13 protein-coding genes are annotated in these 13639 nt (G+C 71.2%); 3 read left to right on the top strand and 10 right to left on the bottom strand.

Features of this window, described 5'->3' with window-relative positions:
- Positions 1-98 precede the first annotated feature (98 nt).
- The 4 genes from QQS16_RS27135 to QQS16_RS27120 form a co-directional block, all read right to left on the bottom strand.
- Positions 99-836, bottom strand: coding sequence for an AIM24 family protein (locus QQS16_RS27135; RefSeq protein ID WP_286064618.1), 738 nt, complete (start codon positions 834-836; stop codon positions 99-101).
- 19 nt (positions 837-855) lie between these two features.
- Entirely contained in the window at positions 856-1533 is a 678-nt protein-coding gene (locus tag QQS16_RS27130; protein WP_286064616.1) for an AIM24 family protein, read from the bottom strand.
- A gap of 5 nt (positions 1534-1538) precedes the next feature.
- Positions 1539-3116, bottom strand: a complete 1578-nt coding sequence (locus QQS16_RS27125) for a TerD family protein (protein ID WP_286064614.1) — start codon at positions 3114-3116, stop codon at positions 1539-1541.
- 126 nt (positions 3117-3242) lie between these two features.
- A complete protein-coding gene (locus QQS16_RS27120; protein WP_286064613.1) occupies positions 3243-3839 on the bottom strand; it encodes a M48 metallopeptidase family protein in 597 nt (198 codons plus the stop codon).
- 403 nt (positions 3840-4242) lie between these two features.
- Here QQS16_RS27120 and QQS16_RS27115 point away from each other — a divergent pair, with 403 nt between their 5' ends.
- Positions 4243-5457 carry a TOMM precursor leader peptide-binding protein gene (locus QQS16_RS27115; protein WP_286066472.1) on the top strand — a complete coding sequence of 405 codons (1215 nt, stop codon included), beginning with the start codon at positions 4243-4245 and terminating at the stop codon, positions 5455-5457.
- Positions 5450-6820, top strand: coding sequence for an ABC1 kinase family protein (locus QQS16_RS27110; protein ID WP_286064612.1), 1371 nt, complete (start codon positions 5450-5452; stop codon positions 6818-6820). The genes QQS16_RS27115 and QQS16_RS27110 overlap by 8 nt, the downstream gene beginning before the upstream one ends.
- 177 nt (positions 6821-6997) lie before the next feature.
- Here QQS16_RS27110 and QQS16_RS27105 read toward each other — a convergent pair whose 3' ends face one another.
- The 4 genes from QQS16_RS27105 to QQS16_RS27090 all read right to left on the bottom strand — a co-directional run bounded on the left by QQS16_RS27105 (position 6998) and on the right by QQS16_RS27090 (position 10549).
- Entirely contained in the window at positions 6998-7327 is a 330-nt protein-coding gene (locus QQS16_RS27105; protein ID WP_286064611.1) for a putative WhiB-interacting protein, read from the bottom strand.
- Complete coding sequence (locus tag QQS16_RS27100; protein WP_005480495.1) at positions 7324-7692, bottom strand: WhiB family transcriptional regulator; 369 nt, start codon at positions 7690-7692, stop codon at positions 7324-7326. The genes QQS16_RS27105 and QQS16_RS27100 overlap by 4 nt, the downstream gene beginning before the upstream one ends.
- 176 nt (positions 7693-7868) lie before the next feature.
- Entirely contained in the window at positions 7869-8186 is a 318-nt protein-coding gene (locus QQS16_RS27095) for a hypothetical protein (RefSeq protein ID WP_286064607.1), read from the bottom strand.
- Between the two features lie 164 nt (positions 8187-8350).
- The gene (locus QQS16_RS27090) at positions 8351-10549 is read right to left on the bottom strand and encodes an ATP-dependent DNA helicase UvrD2 (RefSeq protein WP_286064605.1); all 2199 of its coding nucleotides are present in this window, start codon (positions 10547-10549) and stop codon (positions 8351-8353) included.
- A 207-nt stretch (positions 10550-10756) separates the two neighbouring features.
- Here QQS16_RS27090 and QQS16_RS27085 point away from each other — a divergent pair, with 207 nt between their 5' ends.
- On the top strand, positions 10757-10999 hold the full coding sequence (locus tag QQS16_RS27085; RefSeq protein ID WP_286064603.1) for a mycoredoxin: 243 nt from the start codon (positions 10757-10759) through the stop codon (positions 10997-10999).
- Between the two features lie 112 nt (positions 11000-11111).
- Here the strand turns inward: QQS16_RS27085 and nudC are convergent, their stop codons facing one another.
- Entirely contained in the window at positions 11112-12056 is a 945-nt protein-coding gene (gene nudC, locus QQS16_RS27080; protein ID WP_286064601.1) for an NAD(+) diphosphatase, read from the bottom strand.
- Between the two features lie 169 nt (positions 12057-12225).
- Positions 12226-13629 (bottom strand): dipeptidase, encoded by a 1404-nt coding sequence (locus QQS16_RS27075; RefSeq protein WP_286064600.1) that lies wholly within the window; start codon positions 13627-13629, stop codon positions 12226-12228.
- Between the last annotated feature and the right edge of the window lie 10 nt (positions 13630-13639).

The following is a 13639-nucleotide window of genomic DNA, read 5'->3' as shown; positions in this document are numbered from 1 at the left end:
ACCGGAGTAAGGGGCGACCGGCCTGCCGGTCGCCCCTTACGTGCGTCCTCCGTGACGCGTGTCCTCCGGCGGTGCCGGTGCTCAGGCGATGCCGGTGCTCAGGCGTTGCCCGCCCCGAGGGAGTTGCCCCGCATACCGAACTGGCCGAGCATCCCCGACGAACGCAGGTGCTGCGGCGGCAGCAGCTCGCTGGGCTGCACCAGGACGTGGCCGGTCCCGGAGAACTGCATCTCCCAGCCCTCACCGGTGGAGCCCTTGCGGCGCCACACCGCGGACGTGGAGGTGGGTGCCTGGAGCTGGGTCCGCAGGGACGTGGACCAGGCGACCACGGCGTCCGCGTCGCAGCAGACGTTCTTCTCCGGGGTGACCTCCATGACCAGCGGCTCGCCCGAGGTCATGAGGACGAGCTGTCCGGAGCCGGACAGCTCCAGGTTGTAGGCGCCCGCCGAGGCGATCTCCACGGCGCTGTCGACCGCCACGATGCCGACCCCCAGGGAGCCGTCGAAGGCGAGGACGTAGGAGCTGTCGACCGTCAGACCGCGGCCGACCTCCATGATGTGCAGGTGCTGGGCCAGGTTGGCGAGGTAGACGACGCCGTTGCCCTTGCAGCGCATGAGTTCCAGGCGCTCACCGGTCATCCGTTCGACGTTGCGCCAGCTGCGGTTGCGGTACTCGCTGTCGAACTCCACCTGGCCCTCGAAGGCCACCATGGCGCCCTGGCGGGCGAGCACGGGGCTGCTGCCCTGGGTGACGTCGGTCTTGAGGAGCTGCGGGTTCTGCAGGGTGTAGCGGCCGGTGGACTCCACCGGGATATGTGCGAAGAGTGTGCTGTGCATGATGTGCCTGGTGCTCCCCTCAGCCCCGGATCTTGAATCGGTCGCCGGTGTCCTCGCTCGGCTGGACGACCACGAAGCCCTGCCCCTTGAAGCCGATCTGGAAGGCCTCACCGCTGCCCCGGCCGAGGAGGGCGCTCGCCTTGACCGTACGGCGGGCCTTCATGTCCAGGCCGGTGGTCCAGGCGATGAGCGCGTCCGGGTCGACGTAGGTCTCCCGTTCGGCGCAGTCCAGGGCCATCGGAATGCCCCGGCTGACCAGCGCGACCCAGCCCGTGCCCCGTACGACGAGGTTGGTCAGGCCCGAGCCGGACAGCTTGGCGAGGCCCTTGACCGGCTCGATGGTCAGTTCCAGCGAGGCGTCGCAGGCCAGCAGGGTGGCGCCGTTGACCGAGAGGGCCTCGCCGTTCAGGTGGAGGACGAGGACGTCGCCGCCGTAGTCGGCGAGGTACAGGTCGCCGTCGCCGCGGCAGAGCATCAGCCTGCCGCCCTCACCGGTGACCATCTCCTCCGCCGAACGGCGCAGGGTGGCCGGCGGCCCGTCGAACTGCACATAGCCGTCGTACGCGATCATCGAGCCGGCCTTGGCCAGCAGATCGTGCCCGGTGGCCATGGTGACCTTGAGCGTCTTGGAGCTGTGCACCGTCATCCGGACGCCGGTCGCAGGGGCGCGGTGCGCGCTGAGAGTCTGGGTGTCCATGAGCCTCACACCTCGAAGGGCTGTACGACGACGAAATTGCCGGGAGCGCCGCGGAACTGGAGGTTCACGGCCTCCGAGGTCTGCCGGGAGTACCCGGAGCGGCGCAGCCTGAGCGCGGTCGTGGTGACGGCCTGCGCACCGGCGGACCAGCCGATGACGGCGTTCCCGTCGACATAGGTGGCCGGTCCGACGGGGATGACGACCGGTACGCCGCGGGTCTTCACGGCGACCGCGCCCGTGCCGGAGAAGAGCATGCTGAACAGGCCGCCGCCCGGCAGGCCCGCGCCCTCGATCCGGCGGACCTCGGTCTCCAGCGCCTCGTCGAAGGCGAGCACTCCCTGCGCGCTGGTGAAGAGCTGCTCGCCCTGGAGGCGGATCACGAAGACGCGGCTCGCCTCGTCGGCCAGGAACACCTCCCCGTCACCCGAACAGCGCATCAGGGACATGCCTTGTCCGGTGAGCGCTCCGGTGAGCTTGCCGAGCAGGCCCGAGCCCTTGTGGGCGAAGTCGATGTCGCCCTGGTAGGCGACCATGCTGCCCTGCTTGGCGAGGATCGGGGCGCCCTTGGTGAGCGTGGCCCGCACGAGCTGTGGGTTCTGTTCCGTCCAGCGGTCCCCGACAGGGGCTTCGGCGTACTTCGTCAGGACGACGCGCACATTCGCCTCGGGCGGCACGGCCGCGATCGCCGTGCCGCCGCCGAAGGGCTGTCCCTGGCCGGGGAAGGCCCCGGGGGCGCCCGGGGGCGTGAACGTCTGCGGGCCCGCCCCGGGAGGCGTGAACATGTGCGGGCTCGTCGGCGCGGCGGGTGCCTGCGGCGGGACGCCGGGCGGAGTACCGACCCCGCCGGGCGGAGTCGTCCCGACGATGGTGGGTGCCGTGTGGACGGACGGGGCCGGAGCTGGCGCCGGCGTGCCGAAGGCGGGTGCCGGAGCGGGTGCCGGGGCGGGCGCGCCGAAGCTGGGTGCCGGAGCGGGCGGCGGGGCCGGCTGCTGGGGTGGGGCGAACGACGGCGCCTGGGTCTGTGCCGGGGCGGCCGGCGCGGGCGCGGGTTCCTCCTCGGCGACCTCTCCGCCGAAGTTCTTCAGCAGCGCGTCCAGGCCGCCGTCGAAGCCCTGCCCGACCGCGGCGAACCGCCACACGTCCTTGAGATAGAAGTCACCCAGCATCACGGCACGCTCGGTGGAGAACTCGCTGCCGTCGAAGGAGTACCGGGCCACCTCCTCGCCGCCGGCGACGATACGGACGTATCCAGGGGCGATCTGTGACATCTGACCCGCGCCGTCGAGTGTCGCCGTGAACGACAGCTTCTGGATCTGCGGCGGGATCCGGTCGAGCGTGACCCGGAAGGCTTCGGTGTCGCCCGCCTGCGCGCCCAGGAGCTGAATGGATTCCTCGGGAGACTTCGGCTGGTTGAAGAAGATGAAGTACCGGTCGTCCGACAGCCGTTCGTCGGCGTCGAGACCGAAGCAGCTGATGTCGAAGGTCAGTCCGGGGCCCGAGATCTGTACACCGACGTACAGATCCGTGCCCGCGGTCAGGTCACTGATCTTGGCCTTGTGGCCGCGTTGGAATTCCCTGGCCATGCGTAACGACCGTCCCCCATCCCGAATGCGAGTGCGTCGCGACAGGCTAACGGCAAACTCGGACACCGACGGAAGTCGGTACAGATCCGGTACGAAATCCCGAGCGGTGACCGGGCGGCGGCATCGTCACTCCGCGCGGGCGCCCGGCAGGTGGGGCAGTCGCTCGGCGGCGACCACGCCTTCGAGATAGCCCCGGGCCCGTTCGGTCCGCGGATAGGCCTCCAGCAGCCGCCAGAAGCGCGGCCCGTGTCCGGGCACGAGCAGATGCGCCAGTTCGTGCAGGAGGACGTAGTCGACGACGTACTCGGGCATGCCCTGGAGCCGGTGCGACAGACGGATGCTGCCCTCGGCGGGGGTGCACGAGCCCCACCGGGTGTTCTGGTTGGTGACCCAGCGCACCGAGTCGGGCCGCGCCCGGCCGTCGAAGTACTGGGCCGACAGCCGCTCCGCGCGTTCGGTCAGCTCGGCGTCGCCGAGGACCCGTTTGCTCTCCTGGGCGGCCAGTTTGTCGAGCATCACGCTCACCCAGCGCTGTTCCTCGGCCTCGGACATCCGGGCAGGGATGAGCACGACGGTGCGATCGCCCTCGCGGTACGCGGAGACCGTCCGGCGTCGGCGGGCACTCCTGCGCACCTCGATCGCGCTCGGCCCCGAGCCGCTCGGCGGCTGGCTCGTCGTGCTGCGCTGTGGCATTGCGGCGCGGTGCAGTGGGTCGGCGGGCACGCCCCGACGTTACCCGCTGCGCACGGGGGAAGTCCCGACTCCGGGACGGTTGGGTTCCGATCCCCCACACGGGTTCGATGCGGACGGCCGACTTGACCGACTTGACCGACTTGTGTGACGAATACCCACCGCCTGTGGACAACGCTCAGCACCGGACGGCGAGGCCGGACCATGCTGGTACTCGCCGGCGGACGTGCGACGGGAGTCCACCGGCACACGGGGATGTGCCACGAGGGCGCGAGGGCTACGGGGGCCTGCCATGCAACGAACGAATGCACAGTCGACGCGATCGCAGTCGACGCGATCGAGGTCGACGGTTGGCCAGTCGGCGACGGCTCAGCCGACGACATCCCAACCGACGGCATCTCAACCAACGGCATCGCAGTCGCCGGTTTCCAGGTCGATCGTTCCGGTCGTGAAACCCGCTCTCCGGCGGGGCTGGCGCGACCTCAACACCGTGCAGTTCGGGATGACTCCGGCGCACGCGATGACGCTGGGGCCGATGGACACGGCGACCGGCAGCTTCCTCGACCTGCTCAACGGCACGCGCGGGCTCCCGCTGCTACGGGAGGAGGGCCGCCGTATGGACCTGCCCGAGGGACACGTCGACGCCCTGGTGGAGCGGCTGGCGCGAGCCGGGCTCCTGGACGATGCGAGAGGCGGAGGGCCGGCCGCCGATGCCCTGCGCGCGAAGGAGAAGGTCCTCGACCGGCTGCGCCCCGATCTGGCCTCGCTGTCACTGACCACGTCCGAGCCGGGCGAGGCGATCGGGCTTCTGGCCGCCCGGCGCTCCCTGCGCGTCCAGGTCAGGGGTGCGGGCCGGGTGGGCACGGTGCTGGCCGCACTGCTGTCGGGCGCGGGAGTGGGCGAGGTGGAGGTACGCGACCTCGGCCGGGTCGAGCCGGCGGACGTCGCACCGGGCGGACTGCCCGCCGAGTCCGTGGGCGACCGCAGGGAGGAAGCCGCCCGGCGGGCCGTGCGCCGAGCCGCGCCGGACAGCCCGCCGCGCCGCGGACCTCGCACCGAGCCCCAGGGCGACGACGCCGGCCTGTCCCTGGTGATCCTCGCTCCGCGCGACGACGTGGACGTCCACGCGCCGGCCCCGTCCGCCGCCGAAGCCCTGATCTCCTCCGGCACACCCCACCTCTACGCCGGGGTCGTGGAAGGAACCGGAGTGGTGGGCCCGTTCGTCCTGCCCGGCGAGACGGGGTGCGCCGGATGTCTGCACGAGGCACGCGTCGACCGGGACCAGGCCTGGCCCCGGCTGGTGGCCCAGTGGCGCTCCAGCCGGCCACGCCCGACGCGCCCCTGCGACCTGGCGCTGGCCACCACGGTCGCGGGACTGGCGGCGACCCACGCGCTCACCTTCCTGGACGGGCGGGTACCGTCGAGCGCCGGGGCGCGCTGGGAGGTCTCCCTGCCCGCTCTCACCTGGCATGCTCGGCCGGTCTGGGCGCACTCCGCCTGCCCGTGCGGGGCGGCTGAGAAAGGTAAGGGGGAACACACCGCCAAGGACGTGGAGCAGCACGAGACAATGGCGGAGCAACGACCGTCGAAGGAGTTACGTCGCGGAGCACAAGCGGCGCGGCTTGCTGGGACCTGGAGGGCGCATGTCTGATCTTCCCCGGAAGGCGGTAACCCGTACCGCCAAGCTTGCCGCGCTCCCGCTCGGTTTCGCCGGACGGGCGACCTGGGGGCTCGGCAAGCGGATCGTGGGCGAGTCCGCCGAGCTGGTCGGCCGCGAGCTGCAACAGCGCACCGCCGATCAGCTGTTCAAGGTCCTCGGTGAGCTCAAGGGCGGCGCGATGAAGTTCGGCCAGGCCCTGTCGGTGTTCGAGTCGGCGCTTCCCGAGGAGGTCGCCGGCCCCTACCGGGCGGCCCTGACGAAGCTCCAGGAAGCGGCGCCTCCGATGCCGACCCGCACCGTGCACACCGTGCTGGCGGAGCGACTCGGCAAGGACTGGAAGGATCTGTTCCGCGAGTTCGAGGACAAGCCTTCGGCGGCCGCCTCGATCGGTCAGGTGCATCGCGCGGTGTGGCACGACGGCCGTGAGGTGGCGGTCAAGGTGCAGTACCCGGGCGCCGGCGAGGCCCTGTTGTCCGACCTGAACCAGCTGAGCCGGTTCGCCCGTCTGCTGGGACCCCTGATCCCCGGCGTGGACATCAAGCCGCTGATCATGGAGCTCAAGGACCGGGTCTCCGAGGAACTGGACTACGGCCTGGAGGCACAGGCTCAGCGCGCTCACGCCGAGGAGTTCACGGACGACCCCGATGTCGTGGTGCCCGGCGTGGTCCACCAGTGCGAGCAGGTCCTGGTGACGGAGTGGATGGACGGGCTGCCGCTCTCGGAGGTGATCTCCGACGGCACGCAGGAGCAGCGTGACCGCGCCGGTCAGCTGCTGGCCCGCTTCCTCTTCTCCGGCCCCGCCCGCACCGGTCTGCTGCACGCCGATCCCCATCCGGGCAACTTCCGTCTCCTGCCCGGCGGCCCGGACGGTGAGGACGACTGGCGTCTGGGTGTCCTGGACTTCGGCACGGTCGACCGTCTCCCGGGCGGCCTGCCGGCCACCATCGGAACCTCCCTGCGCATGACGCTCGACGGCGAGGCCGAGGCCGTCTACGAGCTTCTGTGCCGCGAGGGATTCGTCAAGGAATCCATAGAGCTCGACCCGGACGCCGTCCTCGACTACCTCCTGCCGATCATCGAACCGGCCCAGGCCGACGAGTTCACCTTCACCCGCGGCTGGATGCGCAGCCAGGCGGCCCGTATCGCCGATCCCCGCTCCCCCGCCTACCAACTGGCCAAGCGGCTCAACCTCCCCCCGGCCTACCTCCTCATCCACCGCGTGACCCTGAGCACGATCGGCGTGCTGTGCCAGTTGGGCGCCACGGTGCGTCTGCGCGAGGAGCTGGAGGAGTGGCTGCCCGGGTTCGTCCCCGAGGACCTCCTGAACGAGGAGGAACCGGCCGCGGAGGCCTGAGCGTCGCCACCGCCTGGCTGCGGAACTCTCGTCACCTGATGACGACGGCGTCGCGGCCTGCGGCTGGACGGGTGCCCCAACGCACCGCGGGGACCGGTCCGTTCGGCCGGACCGGCCCCCGCGGTGAGAGCTGAGCCTCCCTCATCGGGAGGCCCTCGCCTCAGATGTGTTCCAGGGCTACTGCATGACGGCCATGGCGAGCGCGCGGCGGGCGCGCAGCGAGGCGCGCTCGGCCCGGCGCTGCATCCGGCGGGCGGCCACCAGACGCACGGCCTGTCGGTCTCGCTCGGCCTCGCGCAGTAGCTCGTGCATATGCGCGCGAGCCAGGGCTTCTGGGATGAGTTGCATCTCTCGGGTCCTGTTCTGGCGCGAGTCCATCGCGCCGCTCATGGTGAAGTCTTCAGGCGTGGCGCCTGCTGGTTCGTCGGTGGACGGCTTCATCGGGGCCTGCTTCTTGGGGTCGTGCGTGAGGGGACGGTCGATCGTTCCTGCGATGTTGGTGTTCATGCCGTGACCGGGTTCTTGCGCGGGCGACCACGCGGCCGCTTCCGGGCGACGACGACACCCTGGACGAACAGTTCGCCACCCCAGACGCCCCAGGGCTCGCGCCGCTCCTTGGCGCCGGCGAGGCAGGCCTCCATCAGCGGGCAGGTGCGGCAGAGGGACTTGGCGTACTCGACGTCGGCCGGCGACTCGGCGAAGAAGACCTCCGGGTCGTAGGAACGGCAGGGGACGGGTACGCCGAGGTTCTCGATGGCGTCGTCGAGCGCGGTGAGCGCGGTGAGCGGAGTCAAGGTGGAGTCCTCCGTGAGGCCGGGCGGGGGGATCGTTTCGGAAGGCGGTACGGACGGGGCGTGCGCTTCGAGTTGCACGGTTCGTCTTCCTCGTCTGGTCGGTCCGGCCCTGTTGGGTCGGGTGTCGGCTTGGTACCGGGTCTTTTCTTGTCCCGAGGCCCCTTCGCTCCGTCGTCCCCGTTCGAGGACAAACAAATGGGCCGCGGATCCCGGATGGGGTTCCGCGGCCCTGAAGGCGCCGGCCTGATCGACGATCAGGCTGGATCACTCCAGGGTTCTGGCCCACGGAAGGCCCACATCAGGTGGTGCTGCGTCTGCTTCCGGCTACCGGCACCGGCCGCCGTAAAGGCATAGGCCTGCGCCTGTGCCGCTACTGCTCCCAGTGCCCTGGTCGCTCGCTCATTGCGCTCACGGACCGGAAGGCCCGCCAGGGACAGGGAGGACGCCGGGCGCACGGCAGCGATGCCGGGCAGACCGGTGCCCGGGATCGAGGCGCCGAGCATGCACGTGGAGACGACCGAGCGATCGGTCATTTTGGCGGTCTTGACGGAGCTGCTGTTGATGCTGATCACTGGAATCGCCTCCTCTCGGCGTCTTGAGGGACTGGATGAACCAGTCCGACGGATAGGTAAGTACAGCACGGAATCGGGGCCCCCGAGAAGGCCTCCGTCCCCGTGGCTAAGAACCTATGGGGATTGCCGGGGCATGCGCAAACTATTTTTTCGACGAGTTCGCGTCAGTCCTCAACTTCTTCTCCTCCGGGCTCCTGGCCTGCGCATATGGCGAGAACATCGGCTCCGTAGCGGTTGAGCTTGCGCCTGCCGACCCCGGGGATCCGCGTCAGCTCACCCTCGTCGTCGGGGGCGGCCTCGGCGATCGCCATCAGCGTCTTGTCGGTGAATACGCAGTAGGCGGGCTGTCCGCTGCGCTGCGCCTGGACCGCACGCCACTCACGGAGCCGCTCGTAGAGCCCCTCGTCCATGTCGGACGGGCAGTCCTCGCAGCGCATCAGCTTCATCTCGCCCGCGTCGGTGAGCGTGCGCCCGCACACCCGGCAGCGGGCCACGGTGCGCTGCCTCCGTCGTGGGGTGACGCCCGGTCTGCTGGTGAACCCGCGCTCGACGCCTCCGGGCCCGCCCGCCGCGGCCCGGCCCGCGGTGGTGGAGGCGGAGCCGGGGCGGAGCCCGTCGAGGAAGCGGCTGGGGCGGCGGTTCGCACGGCCGCCGGGTGAGCGGGAGAGTGCCCAGGAGACATGGAGGTGTTGCCGGGCGCGGGTGACGCCGACGTAGAGGAGACGGCGCTCCTCCTCGATCTGCTCGTCGGTCTTTGCGTAGGTGATCGGCATCATCCCCTCGGCGACGCCGACCAGGAAGACGACGTCCCACTCCAGTCCCTTGGCGGAGTGCAGGGAGGCGAGGGTGACGCCCTCCACGGTCGGGGCGTGCTGGGCGCCGGCCCGCTCGTCGAGTTCGGCCACGAGGTCGCTCAGGGTGGCACCGGGCCTGGCGGCGGAGAAGTCCTGCGCGAGGTTCACGAGGGCCGCCAGGGACTCCCAGCGCTCTCGGACGGCCCCGGAGCCGGCCGGGGGCTCGGTGGTCCAGCCCTCGCCCGAGAGCACGGCCCGCACCTGGGAGGGCAGGTCGACCGCGTCGTCCAGGAGGGAGTCGTTGCCGCCGAAGCGGGCCGCGGCACGCAGGGCGATGCCCGCCTTGCGGACCTCGGGGCGGTCGAAGAACCGCTCGGCACCCCGCAGCTGGTAGGGGACTCCGGCGTCGGCGAGTGCCTGCTCGTAGGTCTCGGACTGGGAGTTGGTGCGGAACAGGACGGCGATCTCGCTGGCCCGGACGCCGGAGGCCATCAGTTCACGGATACGGCGGGCGGCGCCCTCGGCCTCGGCGGGCTCGTCGGGGTACTCGGCGTACACGGGTTCGGGGCCCGGAGCGCGCTGGGAGATCAGCTCCAGCCGGTGGTCGGCGGCGCGGCCGCGGGCCTGGGCGAGCAGGCCGTTGGCGAGGTGGACGACCTGTGGCGTGGAGCGGTAGTCGCGGACCAGCTTGACGACCGTGGCACCGGGGTGGCGGGTGCGGAAGTCGAGCAGATGGTCGGGGGTTGCTCCCGTGAACGAATAGATCGTCTGGCTGGCGTCACCGACCACGCACAGGTTGTCCCGGTCGCCCAGCCACAGCTCCAGCAGGCGCTGCTGGAGGGGGCTGACGTCCTGGTACTCGTCGACCACGAAGTGCTGGTACTGGGAACGGACCTGGTCGGCCACGTCCTGCCGGTCCTGGAGAACGGCGACGGTCAGCAACAGGACATCCTCGAAGTCGATGACCGCGCGGTCGCGCTTGACGTCCTCGTAGGCGGAGTACAGCTGGGCGATCTCGGCCGGGTCGCGGGGTGTCTCGCGGCCGGCCTTGACGGCGGCGAACGGGTAGTCGGCGGGGACGGTCTGGGTGACCTTGCACCACTCGATCTCGCCGGTGACGTCCCGCAGCTCGCCACGGTCGAGGCGGATGCGGCAGGCGGCGGCCGCGTCGGCGACGAGCTGGATCTTGCGGTCGACGAGCCGGGGCATGGGGCCACCGATCGCTTTCGGCCAGAAGTACTGGAGCTGACGCAGCGCCGCGGAGTGGAAGGTGCGGGCCTGGACGCCGCCCGCGCCGAGCTGCCGGAGCCGGCCGCGCATCTCCCCCGCGGCCCGGTTGGTGAAGGTGACGGCCAGCACGCTGGACGGCTGGAGGATGCCCGCCCGCACGCCGTACGCGATGCGGTGGGTGATGGCCCGCGTCTTTCCTGTGCCGGCGCCCGCCAGCACGCACACGGGACCGTGCAGAGCGGTGGCCACTTCGCGCTGCTCGGGGTCGAGCCCTTCGAGCACCGCGTCGGCCGTGTCCGGTGTCTGCGGGAAGAGAGGGGAGTGCGTTGCTGCTGTCACACGGCCATGCTGCCAGGTCGCCGGAGACGCGTGAGCCGGTTGTCCACAGGCAGGCACCCGCAGTCGTACTAATGCGGCAGGCGTCAGGTCGGACCGTGCGGCGGGCGTCACTCCGGGTCGGCCGGACGGGCGGGAATGGTGGCCTCCCGGCATACGTTCCATGACTGCGAGCACGCATCCCCGAGCCGCCGAAGGAGCACGAGAGACATGCCGGGCACTGTGACGATGTACAGCACCACGTGGTGCGGATACTGCCGTCGGCTGAAGAGCCAGATGGACCGCGAGGGCATCGCGTACGACGAGGTCAACATCGAGCAGGACCCGGAGTCCGCCGCGTTCGTCGAGAAGGCCAATGGCGGAAACCAGACGGTTCCGACCGTGCTGTTCCCGGACGGCTCGACCCTCACGAACCCTTCGCTGGCCCAGGTCAAGCAGAAGATCGGCGCGTAACCGCCTCGCGAGCGTGAGCAGGGCGGTCCCTGAGGATGCCTCAGGGACCGCCCTGCTGTTGTCCGCGCTGTTGTCCGCGCCGCAAAGGGGTGCGCGACCGTGCCTCAGTGCCTCAGACGAAATGCCGTGTCGGCAGCGGCTTGCCGTACCAGAGCTCGATCAGGCGCGCCGCGATCGAGATGCCGTACGGCGGGAGCACCTCGCCGGAGGCGAAGGCGGCGCCCAGTTCGTCGCGGGAGAACCAGCGGGCCTCGTGGATCTCGTCGCCGTCGACGTTGATCTCGGTCGAGGTGGCTCGGGCCATGAAGCCCAGCATGAGACTGGACGGGAAGGGCCAGGGCTGGCTGGCGACGTACTCGACCGGGCCGACGGTGACGCCGGCCTCCTCGAAGACCTCGCGGCGCACCGACTGCTCGACGGACTCCCCGGGCTCGACGAAGCCGGCGAGCGTCGAGAAGCGCCCTTCGGGCCAGTGGACCTGGCGGCCCAGCAGGATGCGGTCGGCCTCGTCGGTGACGGCCATGATCACGGCGGGGTCGGTGCGCGGGTAGTGCTCGGCGCCGCAGGCCTGGCAGCGGCGGATGTGGCCGGCGGCCGCGATGACCGTGCGCTCGCCGCAGCGGGAGCAGAAGCGGTGGGTGCGCTGCCAGTTCTCCAGACCGACCGCGTGCACCATGAGGCCGGCCTCGCGGGGCGACAGGAGGAGACCGGCCTCCCGCAGGCCCGCCGGGCGCGCGGACTGGTCCATCCGGCCGGGGAGCGTGTCCTTCTGGAGGGCGAAGTAGCGCACGCCGTCCTCGTCGATGCCGAGGAAGTAGCGGTGCGCCTCGGTGAGGGGGGCTTCGAAGGCCGGGGTCATGAGAAGTTCGGTGCGGCCGTCCGGCGTCTCGTCGATGAGGACCTGGCCGCCGGAGACCACGAAGCAGCGGGTGGTGGGGTGGCTCCACGCCGCCGCGAGCCAGGCCTCGTCGAGCCGGTGGTGAGCGGCGCGGTCGATGCCGCTCGGGGCGGTGAGCGAGATGGGGCGGTCGGCGGTGTGGTCGGTCCAGGTGGTCACGGGTGCTTCCAACTCCCCGGTGGAAAGGGTGTTTCGCGGGCGGTTCGGCGGGACGGCGGGAGGCGACCGGGTCCGGCGGGTGGGGCGGTCAGGGACTGCTCTTCCAGGTCATGGGGCAGCCCTTCCAGTGTGCCGTGCCCGCCGTGCCCGCCCGGGCGGTGCGGGACGGTCAGGGCGCATGGCTCCAGTGCTCCGCGAGATCGCCCCACAGGTACGCGGTGGCCTCGACGCCCTTGAGGAGCAGATCGAGCTCGACCTTCTCGTCCGGGGCGTGCCAGCCGTCGGAGGGGACGGAGATGCCGAGGAAGAGCACGGGTGCGCCGAGGACCTCCTGGAGGTCCGCGGCCGGTCCCGAGCCGCCTTCACGGGTGAAGAGGACGGGCTGCTCGAAGGCGCGGCCCATGGCCCGGGCGACGGACCGCAGAGCCGGGTGGTCCAGCGGTGTCAGGCACGGGCGGGTGGCCGCGAGGAACGTGATCTCGCCGCGGATCCCGGCAGGCAGCCGCTCTTCGACCCAGGCGCGGACGATCTTCTCGATGTGGTCGGGGTCCTGTCCGGCGACCAGCCGGAAGGACAGCTTCAGCATCGCCGAGGACGGGATGATCGTCTTGCTGCCCGGGCCCTGGTAGCCACCGCCGATGCCGTTGACCTCGGCGGTGGGGCGGGCCCAGACGCGTTCCAGGGTGGTGTGCCCGGCCTCGCCCTCGGTGGCGTACGACTTGGCCGTGCGCAGCCACTGGTGCTCGTCGAAGGGCAGTTCGGCGAAGAGTGCGCGTTCGCGGTCGGTGAGTTCGACGACGCCGTCGTAGAAGCCGGGGATCGCCACGCGCGCGTGCTCGTCGTGCAGCGCGGCGACGAGGCGGGCGGCGGCCATGGCGGGGTTGGGGACGGCGCCGCCGAAGGAGCCGGAGTGGATGTCCTGGTAGGGGCCGTGCAGCCGGATCTCGCACTCGGCGAGGCCGCGCATGCCGGTGCACACCGTGGGGGTGTCCTCGGACCACATGCCGGTGTCGGAGACGATCACGGCGTCGGCGGCCAGCCGGCCCGCGTGCTGCTCCACCAGGGCACGGAAGTGCGGGGAACCCGACTCCTCCTCGCCCTCGATCAGGAGCTTGAGGTGGACGGCGGGCGCGGTGCGGCCGGTGGCGGCGAGGTGGGCGCGGACCCCGAGTGTGTGGAAGAACACCTGGCCCTTGTCGTCGGCCGCCCCGCGCGCGTAGAGGCGGCCGTCCCGGACGACGGGCTCGAAGGGTTCGCTGTCCCAGCCGTCCTCGCGGGCGGCGGGCTGCACGTCGTGGTGGCCGTAGACCAGGACGGTGGGTGCCTCGGGGTCGGCGGCGGGCCACTGGGCGAAGACGGCCGGGGCGCCCGGTGTCTCCCACACCTCGGTGGTCGGGAAGCCGGTCTCCTTGAGCTTGGCGGCGAGCCAGTCGGCGCTGCGGCGTACGTCGGGCGCGTGGTCGGGCTGGGCCGACACGGACGGGATGCGCAGCCACTCGACCAGGTCGTCGAGGAAGGCGGCGCGGTGCTGCTCGATGTACGTACGGACAGCGCTGTCCGGGGTCTGGCTCATGGTCACGAGC

It is taken from the genome of Streptomyces sp. ALI-76-A (genome assembly GCF_030287445.1).
GTDB lineage: Bacteria > Actinomycetota > Actinomycetes > Streptomycetales > Streptomycetaceae > Streptomyces.
Note: the sequence above shows the minus strand (reverse complement) of the source record. Positions and strands in the feature narration are given on the sequence as shown.

Bases quoted from the DNA above. Each gene is read 5' to 3' on its own strand.
- QQS16_RS27135 (WP_286064618.1), bottom strand. From the start codon at position 836: ATGCACAGCACACTCTTCGCACATATCCCGGTGGAGTCCACCGGCCGC.
- QQS16_RS27130 (WP_286064616.1), bottom strand. From the start codon at position 1,533: ATGGACACCCAGACTCTCAGCGCGCACCGCGCCCCTGCGACCGGCGTC.
- QQS16_RS27125 (WP_286064614.1), bottom strand. From the start codon at position 3,116: ATGGCCAGGGAATTCCAACGCGGCCACAAGGCCAAGATCAGTGACCTG.
- QQS16_RS27110 (WP_286064612.1), top strand. From the start codon at position 5,450: ATGTCTGATCTTCCCCGGAAGGCGGTAACCCGTACCGCCAAGCTTGCC.
- QQS16_RS27105 (WP_286064611.1), bottom strand. From the start codon at position 7,327: ATGAACACCAACATCGCAGGAACGATCGACCGTCCCCTCACGCACGAC.
- QQS16_RS27085 (WP_286064603.1), top strand. From the start codon at position 10,757: ATGCCGGGCACTGTGACGATGTACAGCACCACGTGGTGCGGATACTGC.
- QQS16_RS27075 (WP_286064600.1), bottom strand. From the start codon at position 13,629: ATGAGCCAGACCCCGGACAGCGCTGTCCGTACGTACATCGAGCAGCAC.